The 20,910-nt window shown below is 43.7% G+C and carries 19 protein-coding genes; 2 read left to right on the top strand and 17 right to left on the bottom strand.

From position 1 onward, the window contains the following. Positions 1-77: 77 nt before the first annotated feature. The 3 genes from DXD11_RS03605 to DXD11_RS03615 all read right to left on the bottom strand — a co-directional run bounded on the left by DXD11_RS03605 (position 78) and on the right by DXD11_RS03615 (position 3,045). The gene (locus tag DXD11_RS03605; protein ID WP_022216529.1) at positions 78-2,174 is read right to left on the bottom strand and encodes a polyribonucleotide nucleotidyltransferase; all 2,097 of its coding nucleotides are present in this window, start codon (positions 2,172-2,174) and stop codon (positions 78-80) included. 305 nt (positions 2,175-2,479) lie between these two features. Beyond that, positions 2,480-2,746, bottom strand: coding sequence for a 30S ribosomal protein S15 (gene rpsO, locus DXD11_RS03610; RefSeq protein WP_004851136.1), 267 nt, complete (start codon positions 2,744-2,746; stop codon positions 2,480-2,482). A 128-nt stretch (positions 2,747-2,874) separates the two neighbouring features. Next, the gene (locus DXD11_RS03615) at positions 2,875-3,045 is read right to left on the bottom strand and encodes a chorismate--pyruvate lyase (protein ID WP_117549008.1); all 171 of its coding nucleotides are present in this window, start codon (positions 3,043-3,045) and stop codon (positions 2,875-2,877) included. A 286-nt stretch (positions 3,046-3,331) separates the two neighbouring features. Here DXD11_RS03615 and aroC point away from each other — a divergent pair, with 286 nt between their 5' ends. Beyond that, positions 3,332-4,429: a chorismate synthase gene (gene aroC, locus DXD11_RS03620; protein ID WP_022216531.1), complete on the top strand. Its 1,098-nt coding sequence runs from the start codon at positions 3,332-3,334 to the stop codon at positions 4,427-4,429. Between the two features lie 195 nt (positions 4,430-4,624). Here aroC and DXD11_RS03625 read toward each other — a convergent pair whose 3' ends face one another. The 6 genes from DXD11_RS03625 to recA all read right to left on the bottom strand — a co-directional run bounded on the left by DXD11_RS03625 (position 4,625) and on the right by recA (position 10,622). Continuing rightward, positions 4,625-5,473: a formate/nitrite transporter family protein gene (locus DXD11_RS03625; RefSeq protein WP_055222574.1), complete on the bottom strand. Its 849-nt coding sequence runs from the start codon at positions 5,471-5,473 to the stop codon at positions 4,625-4,627. 34 nt (positions 5,474-5,507) lie between these two features. Further along, positions 5,508-6,386 (bottom strand): site-specific tyrosine recombinase XerD, encoded by an 879-nt coding sequence (gene xerD / locus DXD11_RS03630; protein ID WP_117549009.1) that lies wholly within the window; start codon positions 6,384-6,386, stop codon positions 5,508-5,510. Between the two features lie 245 nt (positions 6,387-6,631). Further along, complete coding sequence (locus DXD11_RS03635) at positions 6,632-7,165, bottom strand: NUDIX hydrolase (RefSeq protein ID WP_118757778.1); 534 nt, start codon at positions 7,163-7,165, stop codon at positions 6,632-6,634. A 157-nt stretch (positions 7,166-7,322) separates the two neighbouring features. Beyond that, a complete protein-coding gene (gene rny / locus DXD11_RS03640) occupies positions 7,323-8,876 on the bottom strand; it encodes a ribonuclease Y (RefSeq protein ID WP_022216535.1) in 1,554 nt (517 codons plus the stop codon). 74 nt (positions 8,877-8,950) lie between these two features. Beyond that, the gene (locus DXD11_RS03645) at positions 8,951-9,583 is read right to left on the bottom strand and encodes a regulatory protein RecX (RefSeq protein ID WP_243105800.1); all 633 of its coding nucleotides are present in this window, start codon (positions 9,581-9,583) and stop codon (positions 8,951-8,953) included. Then, entirely contained in the window at positions 9,564-10,622 is a 1,059-nt protein-coding gene (recA, locus tag DXD11_RS03650; protein ID WP_022216537.1) for a recombinase RecA, read from the bottom strand. Before recA ends, DXD11_RS03645 begins: the two co-directional genes overlap by 20 nt. A gap of 290 nt (positions 10,623-10,912) precedes the next feature. Between recA and DXD11_RS03655 the strand changes: the two genes are divergently transcribed. Next, a complete protein-coding gene (locus tag DXD11_RS03655; protein ID WP_118757779.1) occupies positions 10,913-12,157 on the top strand; it encodes a tRNA(Met) cytidine acetate ligase in 1,245 nt (414 codons plus the stop codon). Between the two features lie 480 nt (positions 12,158-12,637). On the opposite strand, the gene DXD11_RS14150 is transcribed toward DXD11_RS03655, so the two are convergent. The 8 genes from DXD11_RS14150 to DXD11_RS03700 form a co-directional block, all read right to left on the bottom strand. Then, positions 12,638-13,102, bottom strand: a complete 465-nt coding sequence (locus DXD11_RS14150) for a hypothetical protein (RefSeq protein WP_117549012.1) — start codon at positions 13,100-13,102, stop codon at positions 12,638-12,640. 47 nt (positions 13,103-13,149) lie between these two features. Next, positions 13,150-13,893 (bottom strand): hypothetical protein, encoded by a 744-nt coding sequence (locus tag DXD11_RS03670; protein ID WP_118757781.1) that lies wholly within the window; start codon positions 13,891-13,893, stop codon positions 13,150-13,152. Positions 13,894-13,939: 46 nt separating this feature from the next. Continuing rightward, positions 13,940-14,428 carry a pantetheine-phosphate adenylyltransferase gene (coaD, locus tag DXD11_RS03675; RefSeq protein ID WP_117549014.1) on the bottom strand — a complete coding sequence of 163 codons (489 nt, stop codon included), beginning with the start codon at positions 14,426-14,428 and terminating at the stop codon, positions 13,940-13,942. Next, positions 14,421-14,987 carry a 16S rRNA (guanine(966)-N(2))-methyltransferase RsmD gene (rsmD, locus tag DXD11_RS03680; protein WP_118757782.1) on the bottom strand — a complete coding sequence of 189 codons (567 nt, stop codon included), beginning with the start codon at positions 14,985-14,987 and terminating at the stop codon, positions 14,421-14,423. The genes coaD and rsmD overlap by 8 nt, the downstream gene beginning before the upstream one ends. A gap of 104 nt (positions 14,988-15,091) precedes the next feature. Next, on the bottom strand, positions 15,092-16,684 hold the full coding sequence (locus DXD11_RS03685; RefSeq protein WP_118757783.1) for a cellulase family glycosylhydrolase: 1,593 nt from the start codon (positions 16,682-16,684) through the stop codon (positions 15,092-15,094). Between the two features lie 21 nt (positions 16,685-16,705). Then, positions 16,706-18,742: an ATP-dependent DNA helicase RecG gene (gene recG, locus DXD11_RS03690; protein WP_118757784.1), complete on the bottom strand. Its 2,037-nt coding sequence runs from the start codon at positions 18,740-18,742 to the stop codon at positions 16,706-16,708. Between the two features lie 42 nt (positions 18,743-18,784). After that, positions 18,785-20,476, bottom strand: coding sequence for a DAK2 domain-containing protein (locus DXD11_RS03695; RefSeq protein WP_055144575.1), 1,692 nt, complete (start codon positions 20,474-20,476; stop codon positions 18,785-18,787). A gap of 18 nt (positions 20,477-20,494) precedes the next feature. Then, the gene (locus DXD11_RS03700) at positions 20,495-20,854 is read right to left on the bottom strand and encodes an Asp23/Gls24 family envelope stress response protein (protein ID WP_015534873.1); all 360 of its coding nucleotides are present in this window, start codon (positions 20,852-20,854) and stop codon (positions 20,495-20,497) included. Between the last annotated feature and the right edge of the window lie 56 nt (positions 20,855-20,910).

Raw genomic sequence — 20,910 nt, forward strand, 5'->3', positions numbered from 1 at the left:
ATGACAGACCGGCTTCGAGACATCAAATTTACCCTTATAAAAAATATCCTTATTATAGTTTAGCTCAGAACTGTTATTTACTGTACATCCTTGAGACTCAGGCTTATTCTTCCTGCTCTCTCGTCGATCTTGATGACCTTAACGTCAACCTCATCACCTACATTTACAACATCCTCAACCTTTGCAACTCTCTTGTCTGAAAGCTTTGAGATGTGGATGAGTCCATCCTTGTTAGGTGCAAGCGATACGATAGCTCCACAGTCGATAACTTTTACAACCTTACCATGGTAGTTCTTGCCAACCTCAAGAGGCTCTACGATCATGTTGATCATCTCGATAGCCTTGTCCATACCTGCCTGCTCTACGCCACAGATAGAGATTCTTCCCTCATCATCGATATCAATCTTAACACCTGTCTCCTCTATGATAGTGTTGATAGTCTTACCTCTCTGTCCGATAACCTCACCGATCTTCTCTGGATCTATCTTGATCTGCTTGATCTTTGGCGCGAACTCATTGACCGTTGGTCTTGGAGCTGCGATGGCCGGCTTCATACATGTCTCCATGATGAAGAGTCTTGCCTCACGTGTTCTTGCGATAGCCTCCTCAACGATAGGTCTTGTAAGTCCGTGAATCTTGATATCCATCTGGATAGCTGTAATACCCTCTGTTGTACCTGTTACCTTGAAGTCCATATCTCCGAAGAAGTCCTCAAGTCCCTGGATATCTGTGAGTACGATGTAATCGTCGTCTGTATCACCTGTTACAAGTCCGCATGAGATTCCGGCAACCATAGCCTTGATAGGAACACCGGCAGCCATGAGTGACATACATGATGAACATGTTGATGCCATTGATGTTGAACCATTTGACTCAAATGTCTCTGATACGGTTCTGATCGCATATGGGAACTCTTCCTCACTTGGAAGTACAGGAAGAAGTGCTCTCTCAGCAAGTGCACCGTGTCCAATCTCTCTACGTCCAGGTCCTCTTGAAACCTTTGTCTCTCCTACTGAGTATGAAGGGAAGTTGTAGTGGTGCATATATCTCTTGGATGTAACGTTCTCGTCAAGTCCGTCAACTCTCTGGATCTCAGAAAGTGGAGCAAGTGTACATACGTTACAGATCTGTGTCTGTCCTCTTGTAAACATAGCTGAGCCGTGGACTCTAGGAATGATGTCAACCTCAGCAGCAAGTGGTCTGATCTGGTTGATAGCTCGTCCATCAGGTCTCTTGTGATCCTTGAGGATCATCTTTCTTACTGTCTTCTTCTGATACTGGTATATAGCGTCTGGAAGGACTGCAAGCCACTCCTCGTTGTCTGCAAATGCCTCCTCAAGCTTCTCTGTGATCTGTCTGATGTTCTCCTCACGAACCTGCTTCTCGTCTGAGAATACAGCCTCCTCCATAGCCTCTGGAGGAACGATCTCCTTGATCGCTGCAAAGAGCTCCTCTGGAACTGCACAGCTTACATATGAATGCTTTGGCTTTCCAACCTCAGCTACTATCTCATTGATAAATGCGATGATGTCCTGGTTGATATCATGAGCCATGTAGATAGCTTCGATCATCTTAGCCTCAGGTACAATATTTGCACCGGCCTCGATCATGATAACCTTCTGTGATGTAGATGCAACTGTGAGCTTCAGATCACCCTCATCCCACTGCTTCTGTGTTGGGTTGATGATGAACTCTCCGTCGATGAGACCTACCTGTGTCATGGCACATGGTCCGTCAAATGGAACGTCTGATATACATGTTGCGATAGATGATCCGAGCATTGCAACCAGCTCCGGTCTGCACTCTGGATCTACTGACATAACAAGGTTGTTGAGTGTTACGTCATTTCTATAATCCTTAGGGAAAAGAGGTCTCATAGGTCTGTCGATTACTCGTGATGTGAGGACAGCGTTCTCTGATGCCTTACCCTCTCTCTTATTGAATCCTCCAGGTATCTTTCCTACTGAATATAACTTCTCCTCATACTCTACTGAAAGTGGGAAGAAATCGATTCCGTCTCTTGGCTTCTCTGAAGCTGTACATGTTGAAAGCACTGTTGTGTCACCGTACTTGATAAATGCAGCACCATTTGCCTGTGCAGCTACTCTGTTGATATCAACAGTGAGCATTCTGCCAGCGATCTCTTTCTGGTATCTCTTGAATTCCTTACTCATCTCAAAATCTCCTTGATTTAATATTTATTTGTATTGTGGAAGACGTCGAAACAACTATAAAAAACACCATGTCTTATAACCTTTTTGCCATCTTTCAGCGATGATCCATGATATTCTTTATAGAAGTCTCGATATGTCATTCCACAATCTTTTAAATTTTATCATACGAATATAAAAAATACAATATCCAAACACCTCTGTTTACACTATTTGATACCATAAAAATGTGTCCGGGCAAATAAAAAGGAATCATGCGTGTACACATGATTCCCATAATTGTTATTGTATTAAGGCTCGAATAGAAATTACTTTCTAAGTCCAAGGCTCTCGATGAGCTTTCTGTATGCCTCGATATCCTTGCTCTTGAGGTATGCAAGAAGGTTTCTTCTCTGACCAACCATCTTAAGAAGACCACGGTTTGAGTGATGATCCTTTGGATTAGCCTTGAAATGTCCGTTGAGATCGTTGATTCTTGCTGTAAGAAGTGCGATCTGAACCTCTGTTGAACCTGTGTCGTTTGCATCCTTGCCGTACTTAGCTACGATTTCCTGCTTCTGCTCTTTTGTTATCATAATAACAATCCTCCTATAAAATAATATACATGACTGACACCGGGCAAAAGGCCTAGAGGTGTCCTCAAACTAAGTGTCAGTTGACCTTGTGTAGGATAACATATGTGTCTGGTTTTGTAAAGAGGAAATTAATCCGCAATTTCATACTGCAAAAATGCATAGTGCAGCCTTGTTCCTTCCGCTATACTTTCCGGAAGCAGCGCCCTTGCAACGAGCTTTGTCTCACCGCCAAGATCATTCTCATCAGCAAGATTTGCGTAATCTCCGTCTATCGATTTTACTATATAATATTTCTCCATTTTCTTGACCACCTTATGTCCGGCTGTGCTTTCAGCCGTGTTCTTTCATTCATTTCATAGATATTTTAATATATAACATATTTCATTACAACCCCGGCCGGTAATATTCCCAGTTTGACATTCACCTTATACGCTTTCACACTTTACAGCATCCCAACTTATTTCTTGTTATCACAAACTTATCTATGCTATAATAGTGCGCGCGGACATTTGCGCTGCAGGATTCTGCAGTTCATTTGCCGAATAGAGAGCGGCAGGTTTCGCCGCATTTGAAAGGAGATATATTATGGCAGGTTCCACCATAGGAAATAAATTTACCATCACCACATGGGGAGAATCCCACGGAAAGGCTCTGGGAGTTGTCGTTGACGGCTGCCCTGCCGGTCTTCCACTGTGTGAGGAAGATATACAGGTATTTCTGGATCGCAGAAAACCCGGATTTTCACAGTTCTCAACGCCTAGAAAGGAATCCGATACCATAGAGATACTGTCAGGAATTTTCGAGGGAAAGACAACCGGAACTCCTATATCCATGATGGTGAGAAATACATCCCAGCGCTCCGGGGATTACGGAGATATCGCCACATATTACAGACCAGGCCACGCAGATTATACATTTGATGAAAAATATGGCTTCAGGGATTACAGAGGCGGCGGCCGTTCATCGGGACGAGAGACCATCGGCAGAGTTGCAGCCGGTGCGATCGCCTCAAAGATACTGAAGGAACTCGGTATCACCATAACTACCTACGTATCTTCCATCGGTGATGTACATATAGACAGGAACAATTTTGACGCTGACTATATACTTAAGAACGACCTCAACATGCCGGACCCGGATGCCTACGAGAAGGCATCAATCCTTCTTCAAGACTGCATGGCGGAGAACGATTCCATAGGCTCTGGTGTTGAATGTATCGTGCATGGAATGCCGGCAGGTATCGGTGAACCGGTATTTGACAAACTGGATGCATGCCTCGCAAAGGCAGTTATGTCCATCGGAGCTGTGAAAGCTGTCGAGATTGGCGACGGCACCGAGGTATCCACTGCAAGAGGCTCATATAACAATGATGCATTTGTCATGAACGGTTATAACGTAGACAAGGAGACCAATCACGCCGGAGGTATTCTCGGCGGAATGAGCGATGGTTCAGACATAATCATCAAGGCGCATTTCAAGCCGACCCCATCCATCGCATCCACACAGAAAACCGTTAACAAGTCCAGGGATAACATAGAGGTCTCGATCAGAGGCCGCCACGATCCTATCATTGGGCCGAGAGCTGTTGTGGTCGTCGAGGCCATGACCGCCCTGACGATCCTTGATCTTATATTTGAGAATATGTCATCCAGAATGGACAAGATAATTGACTTTTATAAGTAATTGTCAAACAAACTGAAAATTGCGACAAACAATAATGCGATAAAATGTAAGTAATAAAAAACAGATGTGATATGATCCAGGGTGATTCCTCAAATCATGCCACATCTGTTTTTTATTTATCTATCTTATTTTTCAATCCATCATTTATTCAGTCCATCATTCTGACCTTGTTGCCTATAAGTCTGGCGCCAAATTCTACTCTTCCACCTTTTTAGGCTTGTTGATGATGTAAAGTCCAATTCCCACTATCAGACCACCGCCGATGATATTACCAAGCGTTACAGGGAGGAGATTTTTACTGAAGAAATGTCCCACTGTGAGCTGGTCACTTATCTGCTGTGCGGTATATCCATAGAGCTCGCATGCCTTGTCCACGTACTTGCTGTTTGATGCAGCCATCAGACCTGCAGGTATATAGTACATATTTGCAACGCAGTGCTCAAAACCTGACACGACGAATACCATTATCGGGAAGAAGCATGCAAACAGCTTTCCAATTATATCCTTAGCCGAAGATGACATGAGAACCGCGATACACACGAGAACATTACACATTATTCCCGACATGAACGCATTGCAAAAATCAAGGCCTGTCTTACCCATAGCCACCTTGATGGTATAAGCGCCAAGGCCGCCTGCTGAATTATCAAACTGACCGCTTCCATATATAAGAGCTGCAGTCACAACTGATCCAAGCATATTGCTGAGATATACAATAACCCAATTCTTGAGCATCTGCACAAGCTTTATCCTACCATCAATAACCGCTGTTATCATCATACAGTTTCCGGTAAACAGCTCTGCACCGATAATCGATAACATCATGAGTCCTACAGGGAATATACATCCTGCAAGAGTCTTCGCAAGTCCGAAATTGTCCACCGTATGCACCGCAAGGTTTGATCCCTCAGCTCCTATCGCAATGAACATTCCTGCAAAGAATCCCATCATAATCATCTTGTACAGCTTGAGATTTGCCTTTCCAACAGCACCCTTGAGATTATTCTCAATGATCTGTGCCGGAACGTAGTAATTGTTTTCCATGATTTAATTGTCTCCTTAGTTTATAAGTTATTTGTTAGGCCCTCGGATATGCCTTTGCATATTCTTCCTTGAGCTTACTCTGCTTATTTGTAAGATATATCTGGGTTGTCGCAATATCCACATGTCCAAGCATCTCTTGAACAGACTTTATATCCGCTCCATTCCCCAACATATGCGAGGCAAATGAATGCCTTATCATATGAGGTGTTATATCCTTATCTATGCCGGCCTTAGCCGCATAATACTTTATTATCTTCCAGAATCCCTGTCTCGTCATAGGTGCACCCTTGCAGTTGAAGAATAGATAATCACTGCCTCCACTCATATCATCGCGCACCTCAGTAATATATCTGCTGAGGGCTCTCTGAGCAACCTCCGCAACCGGAACAGTCCTCACCCTGTCGCCGTCGTGGCACTCAATGAACCCAAGCTTTATGTTGACATCCGTGAGTTTCAATGTCACAAGCTCTGTAACACGTATTCCTGTAGCATACAACAGCTCCAGCATCGCCTTATCCCTGATCTCCTTTGGAGTCTTGTTGGTAGGCTGGTCGAGAAGCTTGTTCACCTCACTTATGGTAAGCGTCTCAGGAACCTTCTTCACGATCTTCGGAGGCTTGATATTCTCCGTTGGATCCTCATTCACAATCCTCTCCCTCATGAGATAGGCATAGAATGACTTTATGGATGCAATGTTACGTGACACCGTAGCCATGGACATCCCCTGTTTTTCCATTTCCAACACATACGAAGTGATATAAGTTTCATTAATATCATCAATCCTCGTTATGCCCTTCTCGTCAAAATACCTGTAGAATTTTATCAGATCTCTCCGATATGATGCAACAGTATTCTCACTGGATTTTTTTACATTTCTTAAATAATCAACATATCTGTCTATGTATTGTTCCACTAATTTATCCCCTTAGTTATGTAGACTGAATTATATTATAAATATAAATGTAAATAAAATCAAACACTATTTTAACAAGTAAAATCAAGGCTTCACGGCATTTTTAGCAAAAGTACAAAATGCGGTACGCAATCTAATTATGTATACTACATATTGACATAATTCTTTTCAAAAATATTTCACATTTTTTAATTCTGACAATATTCCTGCAAATTTTCTATGTTTCAAATTATGTGATTGCGTGTTTATGAGCATTTCTTACCCCAATATGCGTAGATTGCAATTATAGTTTTGGAATCCACTATCCTGCCATCTCTTATCATATCGAGTGCATCGTCAAGGCCTATCTCCTCGGTCTCTATAAATTCATTCTCGTCCAATGCACATGTTCCTCTGGTAAGTTTCCTGCCTATATACACGCAAGTCTGTTCATCACTTGTACCGATAGCCAGAACTGTTCTAGTCACATACTCCACAACCTTCGCGGTAAACCCTGTCTCTTCCCTGAGTTCTCTTCTGGCTGCATCTTCAGGAGACTCTCCCTCATCGATAAAACCAGCCGGAACCTCGTAGGTTATATCATCAATAGAATTCCTGTACTGTTTTATCAATATGATCGATCCATCGTCTTTCACCGGAAGGATGCACGCTCCCGGATGGTGCTTTATCAGATCATATACAACATTTCTGCCGTCAGGCAGTTCAAGATAGTCGTTATATACATCAAACACATGCGCCCTGTAAGCCACTTCAGTTTTTATTTTCTTAAATTTTTCCATTTATCGATCACCTATCTTCCCGTTTTCATAGTTCATCATGCATACAAATTACGAAACATATACACCTCAATTATCTTCAAGCACCGGCTTGATGTTATCTTCATTATATGACAAATCATAAAAAGGGTTTGTAGATCATCTCTACAAACCCTAATTTTTATTTTGCGTAATCTGTCACGCGTGACTCTCTTATAATATTTACCTTAATCTGTCCAGGATACTCAAGCTCGTCTTCGATCTGCTTTGCAATATCTCTAGCCAGCAATACCATATCAGAATCGCTTACATGCTCAGGAACTACCATTACACGAATTTCTCTACCTGCCTGAATAGCAAATGTCTTATCTACACCCTTATGAGAATTAGCAATATCCTCTAACTTCTTAAGTCTTGTAGTATAAGTCTCCAAGGTCTCTCTTCTTGCTCCCGGTCTTGCAGCAGAAATTGTATCTGCAGCCTGTACCAGAAGTGCTATCAATGACTCAGGCTCAACATCACCGTGATGTGATTCTACCGCATTGACAACAAGCGCTGACTCTTTGTACTTTCTACAAAGATCTGCACCGATCTGAACATGTGAACCCTCCATCTCATGATCAAGTGATTTACCTATATCATGGAGTAATCCAGCACGCTTTGCAACCTTGATATCGACACCTATCTCTCCGGCCAACAAACCACACAACTGAGCTACCTCAACAGAGTGCTTCAATGCGTTCTGTCCGTAGCTTGTTCTAAATTTCAACTTTCCAAGAAGTCTTACCAGCTCTGGATGGATTCCGTGAATTCCTACCTCAAGAGTAGCAGCTTCACCTTCCTCGCGCATCATGTTTTCAACTTCCTTCTGCGCTTTCTCAACCATCTCTTCGATTCTGGCTGGATGGATTCTACCATCCACGATGAGTTTCTCAAGTGCAATTCTTGCTACCTCACGTCTTACCGGATCAAAGCTTGATAAGATAACTGCCTCAGGAGTATCGTCTATGATAAGATCTACACCTGTGAGAGTTTCAAGGGTACGAATATTTCTACCCTCTCTACCAATTATCCTACCCTTCATCTCGTCGTTAGGTAACTGAACTAATGAGATCGTTGTCTCTGAGATATGATCAACCGCACATCTCTGTATTGCATTGACAACATACTCCTTCGCCTTCTTGTTCGCTTCTTCTTTAGCTCTGGTTTCTAATTCCTTGACCATAACTGCTGTTTCATGCTTTACTTCATCTTCAACAGTCTTTAATAAGTATTCTTTTGCTTGTTCAGAGGTCAAACCTGAAATTCTTTCAAGTTCCTGTAAACGTTTCGCCTGTAACTCTTCAACCTTAGCCTTCTGCTTGTCCAGCGCGCTTTCCTTGTTAGCTAAACTAGCTTCCTTCTTCTCAACTGCCTCAGTCTTCTTATCAAGATTCTCTTCACGTGCAAGAATTCTCTTCTCCATACGTGAAAGTTCTCCACGTCTGTCCTTTACTTCCTTTTCAAGGTCATTACGTGTCTTAAGGGAATCTTCCTTTGCCTCAAGCAGTATCTCGCGCTTCTTAGCCTCGGCGGTCTTCTGAGCTTCGTCAATAATCTCTCTTGCCTGTGACTCTGCTCTTCCTATCTTGGTCTCTACTATGTTCTTGCGATATGCAATAGCGATAAACCATGTAGCAACAAGCAGTGCAACTACAACAACAGCGATTATTCCCCATACTATTGGTGAATTCACAGGAGCACCTCCTTATTAAGTTTTCATTGTACAAGAATACAACTATTTAAGTTTAATATTTTTAAGATGTTATGTCAAGTAATATCAGAGACAATATTTCGTATACACTCGGAAACCTTACGCCTGTCAAAGCCCTTGCTGTACATGTATGCATAGACTTTATCACGCTTTTCAGTCAGTTCTTCCACAGTGTATTTTTTTTGTAAAATGTGTGTTATCCTGTTGCTTTCGTCTGATATGTCTGAGTCTTCCACAGCCAGATCGATAATATCCTGGCCTATATGCTTTGCCTGCAATTCAAATCGTATGACACGAATGCCTTTTTTAGCGGAGTTTCTGCGTATATATCCACATGCATACCTGTAATCATCTATATATCCATACGACTTCAGTTTGTCGATGGTCTGATCCACGATCTCTTCGTCGTAATACAGATCCTTAAGCTTCTGCCTGATATCGTATTCACACTTGTCCGAAAATTTTATGGAGTTCACAGCCTTGTTCATGGCACGTTTGAACAGATAGTCCCGTCTGAATTCCTCAAGTTTACTCCATTCTATCTCACCGTCACAGGCAAGATGTAATCTTCGTATATCCGATGCATAGACCGATGAAAAAGGCTCATAGTCCACAAACAGACAAAACCTTTTATCATCGATCTTCCTGATATCAGTGACAGTTGCGATCCTACTCATCTGCTCCATCATCTACAGTGTTCTCGGCAGACTCTCCGGCAACACCAACCGCCTCTCTTACCTTCTGCTCTATCTCATCACAGATAGCTGTATTGTTCTCAAGATATGCCTTCGCATTCTCTCTTCCCTGACCTATCTTATTGCCGTTGTATGCGTACCAGGCACCGGACTTATCCACTATGTCGTTCGCAACAGCAAGATCAAGAATATCTCCAACCTTAGATATACCCTTGCCGAACACGATATCGAACTCAGCCTCCTTGAATGGAGGAGCCACCTTGTTCTTAACTATCTTAACTCTTGTTCTGTTACCTACGATCTCACCGCCCTGTCTGAGCGTATCAATTCTTCTTACGTCAAGTCTTACGGAAGCATAGAACTTAAGTGCACGACCACCTGTTGTAACCTCAGGGTTACCGAACACAACTCCAACCTTCTCTCTAAGCTGATTGATAAATATGACAACACAGTTGGTCTTGCTGACAACAGCAGTGAGCTTTCTGAGCGCCTGTGACATAAGTCTGGCATGAAGTCCCATATGCGAATCGCCCATCTCTCCGTCTATCTCTGCCTTTGGTACAAGTGCAGCAACAGAGTCCACGATAACGACATCAACCGCTCCCGATCTGACCATGGTCTCTGTGATCTCAAGCGCCTGCTCTCCGCAGTCAGGCTGTGATATGTAAAGATTGTCTATATCTACACCTATGTTCTTGGCATATGTCGGATCAAGTGCATGCTCGGCATCTATAAAGCCTGCGATTCCGCCTCTCTTCTGTATCTCAGCAACAATGTGAAGTGCTACCGTCGTCTTACCACTCGACTCAGGTCCGAACACCTCTATGATTCTTCCTCTAGGCACACCGCCAAGTCCAAGTGCTATATCAAGGCTGAGGGATCCTGTAGGGATCACATCTATATTCATATTCGCATTGGAATCGCCAAGCTTCATCACCGAACCCTTACCATACTGCTTCTCTATCTGTGCTATAGCGGCATCCAATGCCTTTCTCTTATCATCAATATTTACATTACCGGAATTATTCGCCATTGTATCTTCCTCCTAAACATATGTTCGATTATCTTTTAATATAATATTAGATTATTGCCACTTTGTCAACCATAAATTGGCTGCCTTCACTTAATTAATCAATATCTGTCTGGTATGTGGGGATCATCGGCATCAGAACAATGCCGCATCTTGAATTTTTCACTTAACATCTTTATGTCCGTCATTATAACACACTTTACAGCCATTAATTATTAAGATAGAATAAACTTTACCGACAAAGGCATTATAAATCGTGACAGGTTATAAAACACGCATTTCAAGGAGGAGCCATGAGCACAGTAGGCATAGTTTGCGAATACAATCCATTTCACAAGGGACACGAATATCAGATACAGCAGGCGAAGCTTCTAACTGGTGCCGAACATGTCATATGCTTTATGAGCGGCAATTTTCTTCAGAGAGGCGTTCCTGCCATAGCAGATAAGCACACAAGAACCGAGATCGCTTTGAGATGCGGTGTAGACGCTGTGTTCGAGATTCCATTTGTATACGCATCATCAAGTGCCAGAGACTATGCACATGCCGCAGTCTGCATGATGAACGCTCTTGATGGCATAGACTATATCTCATTCGGCGCAGAATGTGATGACATTGATCTTCTGCAAAAAATTGCCGAACTCACCGTCAATGAACCGCCACAGGTATCGGAATCCATAAAAAAATCCGTATCTTCGGGCATCTCATATGGATCAGCCAGAGCAGCCGCCATCTCCGAGTATCTGCAGAACCAGAACCTTACCGGTTATACCAGCGCTGATCTTGACCGTATCCTGGCAAGCCCGAACAACATTCTGGCCATAGAGTATATTGCTACTCTTATACAGACAGACTCCAGGATCAAAACTGTCCCGATCAGAAGGATCTTATCAGAATACAACAGCACTGCCACCGACAACGACATCTGTTCGGCCTCAGCCATACGTGAGCTACTCCGGTCAAGTGATGTTGAAAGCTTAAGGCGCCACATTCCTGACAGTTGCTACAACATCCTGCAAAACGCGTACAGAAAGTCATTTCCGATGTTCGACGACGACCTGTCTCATCTCCTGTCAGCACGAAGGATACTTGCTCCGTGCACGGATGACATCGTTGACATGGATAGAGATCTCTGCAACCGTCTCTCCAGGCTTGACGCAAATCTATCCTTTACTGAGACCGCAACAGCACTTAAATGCAGGAATTATACTCTCACGCACATTCAGAGAGGTCTGCTGCACACCATCACAGACCTGAGATGTGATGACTATTCCCATTTTAAAGAAAACGGCTGGATAGCCTACATCAAGCTTCTTGGACTAAAAAAAGATGCAGGTACCGTGATAAAAAGCATGAAAAAGGCTTCGCAGGTACCGATCATAACCCGTTCAGCCGAGATATACAAAAATACAGATTCCACAGGTCTGTCCATGTTCTCATACGACATAAAAGCCGCAGACATATACAGAAACATGGTATACAACAAATACAAAATCAGTATAAAGACCGATTTTGAACAACCTGTCATAGTTATATGACATATTCTTATTTATCATATTTGCTCTATAAAATGAATACAATTGGCATATGAAGAACGTATGTTATATAATTCTAACAGCTTCAATTATAATATTTGCATGTTTAAATTCAGACATCATCAGATCCGGATGCACCCAGGGGTTACAGCTATGGTACTCATCCATTGTGCCTATTCTGCTCCCCTTTATGCTGCTGACCGGTGTTATAACCAGCTTTCTCAGATCGATACAGGTATCAAAATGCTGCGCATATGCGATCATCTTTATAATAGGCCTGCTATGCGGTTTTCCCACAGGCACGATCATCATAGCTTTCTTTTACCGAAAGAGGATCATCTCTGAAAACGTATGTCAGAGCCTACTCCCGATGTGCAACAATATAAGTCCGATGTTTCTTTACAATTACATATACAGGGATCATTTGATGGAATATATATCGTTTGCACGGCTGATCGAGGCTGTATATCTTCCACAGATCATTTATACTGTAATAGCGCTTACTCTGTCATGTATGTCATCCCACCGCTCCAGCACTTCCACGGAGCTGCTTACTGCCGCAACAGTCCAGGTATCATCAGACAACCAGAGCCCCAATTCAGGGAATCCAGAAAATACGTATTCTGACATAATAAGCAGCTCGGTACACAATATAACTGTGATCGGTGTGTACATGGTCATATTTGCCATTGCAGGAAATCTTATGTGCAGATACTTTTCAGGCGATGCATGCACCATCATATCCGCATATCTGGAGATAGGCAGCGGTGTTCCAATATTATACGGCATGGATATTTCCACAAAAATAAAGACAGCCCTCATTCTCTCACTCACTGCCTTTGGAGGGCTATCAGCCTTGTTCCAAAGCCGTGATATGATAAGAATATCCGGGCTGTCATTCATAAAATACACAACAGGGAAAACAGTATGTGCCTTCCTGTGTTTCATTTTCTATATGATGTTTCTGTAAATACATCCTGTATCATCTGGCGTGATTACTCGTCGAGGAACTCCTCATCATCCTCATCCTCGTCGTCATATTCATCATCATCCTCGTCATCATAATCCTCATCGTCAGAGTCGTCTGATGAATACTCTGTCTTGCCGTATACATTGTAATCTGTGTTGTCATCATCAGCAAATGCTGAATCGTCAGCACTTGGCTGTACCTGCTCAGGAACGCCATTGATCTGAGCTATGCTTGAATCAAGCTCTGCCATATTGTCAGCAACTCTTGCCGCATTGTCCTCAAGAGACTTAATGAGATTCTCATAGTTTGCTCTCTCTGCCTGAAGCGTTGCATTTATATACTGGCTGATCTCTGTGAGCTTGTCCTTTGAATAGTACATAGAACCTGCTCTGACTTCCCTGGCATCTGAATTCGCCTCAGCGATGATCTGTTCAGCCTGACTTCTCGCCATGTCTGTTATCTCATTCGCTCTGATGTTGGCAAGCTCAACTATCTGGCTCTGATCAACCAGCCTGTTTGCCTCTGCAACAGACTCTGTGATGATAGAATCAGCTCTCGCTCTTGCATCTGCAAGTATAGCCTCCTTGTTTCTCATTATCTTCTTACATCTCTCTATCTCATTAGGCAGCTTGAGCTTGAGTTCGCCCACCATCTGCTCCAGATCTTCCTTTGGTACAATAATCTTACTGGATGACAATGGCTGATACTTACAATTGTCAATAAATATCTCTATCTCACTGATCATCTCTTCAATACCTTTTCTTGCCATGTTTTTCTCCTCCTAATAATCTATCCAAAAATTCTTCCTTCGTCTGTCAGTCTCTGTCTGTCGAATATCGGTCTCTCAATGTATCCCTGATCTCCTCCGGGATAAAATCATGTACATCCACACCAAAGCTCGCATACTCCTTGACCACGCTTGAGCTAAGGTACGAATACTCAATACTGGTTGCAAGAAAAACCGTGTCAATATCCGGGGCAACTTTCCTGTTGCTCTGGGCAATCTGTAATTCATACTCAAAATCCGACACAGCCCGAAGGCCTCTCACTATGACCTTCACGTCGTTCTGTCTTGCAAAATCCACCAGCAGTCCTCCAAAACCCATAACTTTCACGTTCGGGATATCTGAGACTACATTCTTTAACATATTAACACGTTCTTCCAAAGAAAACAATGGAGATTTTGCGGTATTATTGAGCACCCCGACTATAAGCTCATCAAACATTTCCGCAGATCTCTTAATTATATCCAGGTGGCCAAGTGTCACCGGATCAAAACTTCCCGGATAAATAGCTCTACTCATCTTCCAGTCTCCTATATATAAATGTATGTTTATTGGTCTTATATTTCTTCGTCTTATAAAGCTCCAGTCCCAGATCATCAAGATAATCAAAATTCGTGTCAAGATCAGACTCCACAATGACCATTGTGTCATCATCCATCAGAGGTGAACCTGCAAGTCTTTCAAGCACAGCCTTTTCCAGAAGCTTTCCATATGGCGGATCCATAAATATTACATCGAATGCCTTCCCCTGTCTCTCCAGCATCCCCACTGCCTGAACTGCATCCGCTGACAAGACCTGTGCCCTGTCGGCAAGCTTCGTAAACGCAAGGTTTTTATTGATACACTCTACTGCCTTTCTGCTGTTCTCAACAAATACTGCCATGTCTGCCCCACGGCTGAGCGCCTCTATTCCAATAGCTCCACTTCCGCTGAACACATCAAGGAACCGGCATCCCGGAATATCATTTGAGAGCATATTAAACAAGGTTTCTTTTATCCTGTCCGTTGTCGGTCTGGTATCCATCGAATCAACCGTCACCAACTTCAGACTTCTTGCACTGCCGGCAATAACCCTCATATTAATCTCCTATCTATATGTACTGTTTATTGTAAACGTTCTCCGCCAGACATTCTTATACCATGCCTTCTGCGAAATTACAAGAAGAGCTTCCAATCTTCACTCTATTTTCCCATTATTCTGTCTCTCACGTATTTTCCGGTGTCAGACAGATCTCCATCGGATAAGCTGCCCGTGGCTGTTGAATCGGACTTTATAAGTGCCGATGTCTCATTCTTGTTACACAGACTCCATGATGAATAGCTGAGATTATTCTCGTTTATAAGCTTGAACCACTCGTCAGATGAATCGTAATCAATACCTCCATTGCCCGATGCATCGCACAGGCTGAACTCACTCACAAATACAGGAAGTCCGTTGTCCAGAGCCGTCTTAACCTTATTTCTCAGGTCATCCTTGTGGGTAGCCGCATAAAAATGCACTGCGTACATGATGTTGTCATAACCGGTTATCGGATCCTGTGACGCAATATCGACATCCTGGCTCCAGTTTGGAGTTCCCACGATTATCAGAGCATCTTTGTCGTTTGCCTTGATGACCGGTATTATGGTCTCGGCATACGACTTGACACTGCTCCACTGGGTTCCACCATTCGGCTCGTTGCAGATCTCATATATGACATTCTCCTGTGCCGCATATTTCTTAGATACCTTGTCAAAGAATTCTTTTGCATCATCTATATGATTATTCGGATCACTATCGCTTAGTATGTGCCAGTCAACTATGACATACATGCCAAGCTCAGTCGCTGCACTAACTCCTTTGTCAACAAGAGCAAGTATCTCGTCCTTATCTCCGCCACTGCAGTATCCGTAGCTGTCTCCTGTATCCGTATACATCGCAAGTCTTATAAGATTTGCACCCCAGTCATCCCGCAGAGTCTCAAAGGCTTCCTTATTCACATAATCAGGGAACCATGTGATTCCATGGGTGCTGACACCCTTAAGCTGATATTTGTCTCCATTCATGTCCACTATATCCGTTCCTTTTACCGAAAGTTTTCCATGTGTTTCAAATGGGATCTCTCCCGGAACATTTGTATTGTTTTTCTTCTCAGTGGCAGCGGATTCTGTATTTTTCCCGCCTCCGCTTATTTCATTGCTGTCGGTCTTCTCAGGCGCTGAAGCTACCATCTTAAGACCATCTCCGCTGTACTGTGTGTCATTTACATACAGCACGTATTTCTCAACGGCGAGGTCATCTGAAGAGAAATTATATCCGAGGTTGATACTGCCCTTAGCAGGTATCTCCTGGGTGTAATCCACGGCCTTTATTGACACTGTTTTGCCTGATATCTTGTACTCTCCGCCCCATATCTGATCTACAGCCGGAGTTCCCTTATATGTAATCTCAAGCTTCCAGTCCTTTGCAGACGCAGATGTGTTGTTATATATGTTGATGCTCTCTGTAGCACACTTTTTGCCATCTGCCTCCCACGTGGTATCATGTCCTATCTCAGCATAGAAATCGCCTGCAATATCCAAGGATTGGTCATCCTGTTTTTCTGACGACTCAGTTGTACTGCCCGTATTGTCAGCACTTTTCACTTCTTCTGTGCCTGCAGAAGTCTCCTGCAGCGTTTCTTTCTTAACAGAATCACCTTTCTTTCCCGAAGCGATCACATATCCCATAACCGCTATAATTATCAGCAAAATGCCAATAATTATTCCCATAACTATCGTTTTCTTATTTTTCATGGTATACCCCCTTTTTTTTATTTATAATACAGGCATAGTGTACAGCCTGTCATCCCCTTTGTTTATCAGTTTCGCATCTATCTCCTGTCCATAGCGGTCGTATACGTCCTGCGCCGCCCTAAGCATGTCAGCATGATTGTATATATCCCCAACCTTGAACATCAGCTCCCCGCTCTGTCTTATTCCAAAGAAATCGCCCGGGCCCCTCATCTTGAGATCCTCACCGGCTATATAGAAGCCGTCATTTGACTTCTCCAGAACATTCAGTCTCTCCATAGTATCCTTATCCTTTTTTCCGCTCATGAAAATACAGTACGACTGGAGATTTCCTCTTCCTACACGTCCCCTGAGCTGATGGAGCTGCGCAAGGCCAAAACGCTCTGCATTCTCCACCATCATAACTGTGGCATTTGGATTGTTTATTCCAACCTCTATGACCGTAGTTGAGACAAGAATGCTTATCTTACCATCCGCAAAGTCCTGGAGTATCCTGTTCTTTTCCTCCGCCTTCATCTTACCGTGCAAACATACCACCGAAGTGTCAGCGCCATATCCATCCCTGATGGACTTCTTCAGCTCCTCCGTATACTCGGTCACATTTGCAACATCGTCCAGAACTTCGCTGGCCTCCACCATCGGGCAGACTATATATATCTGATGCCCCTGTGAGACCTCCTTCATGATAAAGCCGAGAGCCGTCTTCCTGTAGCTCTCATCCACAACGCAGTTCTTGATCGGGATTCTTCCCGCCGGGAGCTCATCTATAACTGAAATGTCAAGATCGCCATACATGATGATCGCAAGGGTTCTCGGAATAGGTGTGGCACTCATAACAAGCGTGTGCGGAGCTTCTCCCTTTGACGCAAGTCTCTCGCGCTGCTTTACACCGAATCTGTGCTGCTCATCAGTTACAACGAGCGCCAGTCTTCCATACTCCACCTTGTCCTGTATGAGGGCATGTGTTCCGACCACAACCTGCACATCCATATTCTTGATGCGGCTGTACATCTCTCTTTTCTCTTTCGCTGTCATGGAACCCGTCAGGAGTCCCACAGATATTCCGTATGGCTCAAACAGCGAACTGAGCTCCTTGTAATGTTGAACCGCCAGAACCTCAGTCGGTGCCATGATCACTCCCTGATAGCCACTTGCAGCCACTGCGTATAATCCGGCTGCTGCAACTATGGTTTTTCCTGATCCGACATCCCCCTGAACCAGCCTGTTCATGACATGTTCAGAGCGCATATCGTCAAGCATATCACGCACCGCATTCATCTGCGCCCCGGTAAGCCTGAACCTCAAGTTCTCAATAAACGTCCTGACCTCCTCATCACAGTTTATTATACATGTATTTTCTGCATACACATTGTCGTCTTTTATCCTGTGAAGGTTTGATATAAAGCTGTAAAATTCATCAAATGCCATCCTCTTCACAGCCCCCTTGAGCTTCTGCTCATCCTGAGGAAAATGAATCGAGTGGATAGCCTTTTGTATACCCATAATATGGTACTCATCAAGCACATTGTCATGCAGGTAATCCTCAAGCCTGTCTATGGCTTCCTCTGCGCCTCTCACAGCCTTCTGTATGGTCTTTGAGGTTATACCGGGCGTTACCGTGTACACCGGCTGCCAAACATGCGTAAGTTCGCCATATTTATCATCAGTGTAGTATTCCGGCTGCGTCATGGTCATCATACCGCCCTTATAAGCCACATTTCCTACAAACACAAACTCCTGACCTATATGAAAGAAATTACGCAAAAAAGGACAATTAAACCAGGTAAGTTTAATTGTCCCAGAGAAATCCTTTGCATACAATATTACTATGGTCAGTCCATGTACTTTTCTGACCTCCGCACGGCTGTTCACAACAGCCCTCACGGACTGCCTGCTTCCCGCCTGCAGATCTGATATATCCACCGGATCCTCATAGGTGACATATGTCCTGGGGTAATTGAGAAGCAGATCGTTCACCGTCTCTATCCCAAGCCGGGCAAATGCCGACGCAGTCTTGTCACCTATGCCTTTTATTGTCTTTATGGAGTCATTCAATTCCATACATACACCTCTTCACAACGGATCTCACAGATACACAGAAAGTTATTCCACAGATACTATATAATAGTATATCGGCTGTCCGCCATAGTAGCACTGCACATCAACGTCCGGATATGCCTCCTCCACTCTGCCAGCAAGCTTCTGCGCATCCTCCTCAGACACATCAGCACCATTATATATGCTTATAACCTCTGAATCCTCATCGACCGCATCTGCGATCAGTTCAAATGTTACATTCTCTATATCATTTCCAACACTGACAAGCCCCTTATCGCCGATACCCATGATATCGCCCTCCTTGATGGCCTTTCCATCGATCGAGGTATCTCTTACGGAATAAGTTACCTGTCCGCTTTTGACATTCTTGACAGCCGACTTCATGGCAGATCTGTTCTCGTCCACATCGACTGTACTGTCGAATGCGATCATGGCGCTTATGCCCTGAGGAGCATTCGCGGTTGGAATCACAATTATATTCTTATCTTCACACAGAGTTGCAGCCTGATTAGCCGCAAGAACAACATTCTTATTGTTCGGAAGTATAAATATATTCTCGGCATTCACATCATCGATCGCATTGAGCATATCCTCAGTGCTTGGATTCATGGTCTGTCCGCCTTCTATAACACGGTCTGCTCCAAGCTCTTCAAAAAGAGTCTTGAGACCATCACCCATGGATACCGTAATAAATCCATACTTCTTACGAGGCTCCTTATGCTCCTGCTTTCTGTGCTGTCTCTCTTCCTCCTGCTTCTCGGCCTCATCGCGCTCTGCCTGACCGATAACACGCTCATGATGCTCTATCCTCATGTTGTCTATCTTCATATTAGTAAGGTATCCAAGTGTAAGACCCTTTTCAAATGCCTGACCAGGATGGTTGGTATGCACATGTATCTTAACTATATCATCAAGAGATACACATACTATCGAGTCACCTATAGACTCGAGGAAGCTCTTCAGATCATCCTCCTCAGCCTCGCCATATGGCTTCTCAAGATTGATAATAAACTCTGTACAATATCCAAACTTTATATCCGCTGTGGATATGGAATCGTTGCCTGCGCCTGTGGATGTTCTTGCCACATTCACTGTTCCTGTGTTCTTGCTGAGTTCAACTGTAACTCTGCCCATGAGACAGTCGACAGCACCCTTGAGCACCACCATGAGTCCCTGTCCACCTGAATCGACCACGCCGGCTTCCTTCAGAACCGGAAGCATCTCAGGAGTGGAATCAAGAACGGCATCTCCATATTCAATAACCTCGTCACAGAACTGTGCAAGGGACATATCTGCATCAGCACACTCCCTTGCCTTGGACGCCACGCCCTTGGCAACTGTGAGAATCGTTCCCTCCTTAGGCTTCATGACAGCCTTATATGCAGTCTCCACAGCCTTCTGAAAAGCATCTGCTATAACGTGAACATCTATGGTCCTTGCGTCCTGCACTTTCTTGCTGAATCCTCTCAAAAGCTGTGACAAAATTACACCTGAGTTACCTCTGGCGCCTCTGAGCGAACCTGTGGACATGGCCTTTGCTATGGACTTCATATCATCAGGTGCCGCCTCAACCTCCTTCACTGCAGACAGGATTGTCAGCGTCATATTAGTTCCTGTATCTCCGTCAGGCACAGGGAACACATTAAGTTCATTGATATATTCCTTGTTCTTATCAAGATTATTGGCACCGGCAATAAATGCTTTCTTCAGTGCAAGCGCATCAATCGTATTACTCACTTTACTCTATCCTCCAAACTAATCAAGTACTTTAACATCTTCAACATAGACATTGATATGGCTGACCTTAAACGACGTAAAATCCTCTACCTTGTACTTTACCGACTGCATAAGATTGTCTGTGACAGCCTTTATACTAACGCCATAAGCAACAACTATGTGCAGCTCAATGACTATATCACCATTCTCATCAAAACGTACATTTACGCCCTTAGAAACATTGTCTCTGCGGAGCTGCTTTACAATTCCGTCCTTGACACTGACTATTCCCATTCCTACTATTCCAAAACAGTCAAGGGCTGTAAGTCCTGCAACCTGTGCAACAACACTCTCATCTATACTTACTTTACCGTTATCGCTATTAATATATTCCTTCATACACGACTCCTTTCTAACAAAGTCACAAGTGTTCATCATATCTACCGACTTATAAA

The organism is Coprococcus sp. TF11-13 (genome assembly GCF_003481085.1).
Taxonomy (GTDB): Bacteria; Bacillota; Clostridia; order Lachnospirales; family Lachnospiraceae; genus Coprococcus; species Coprococcus aceti.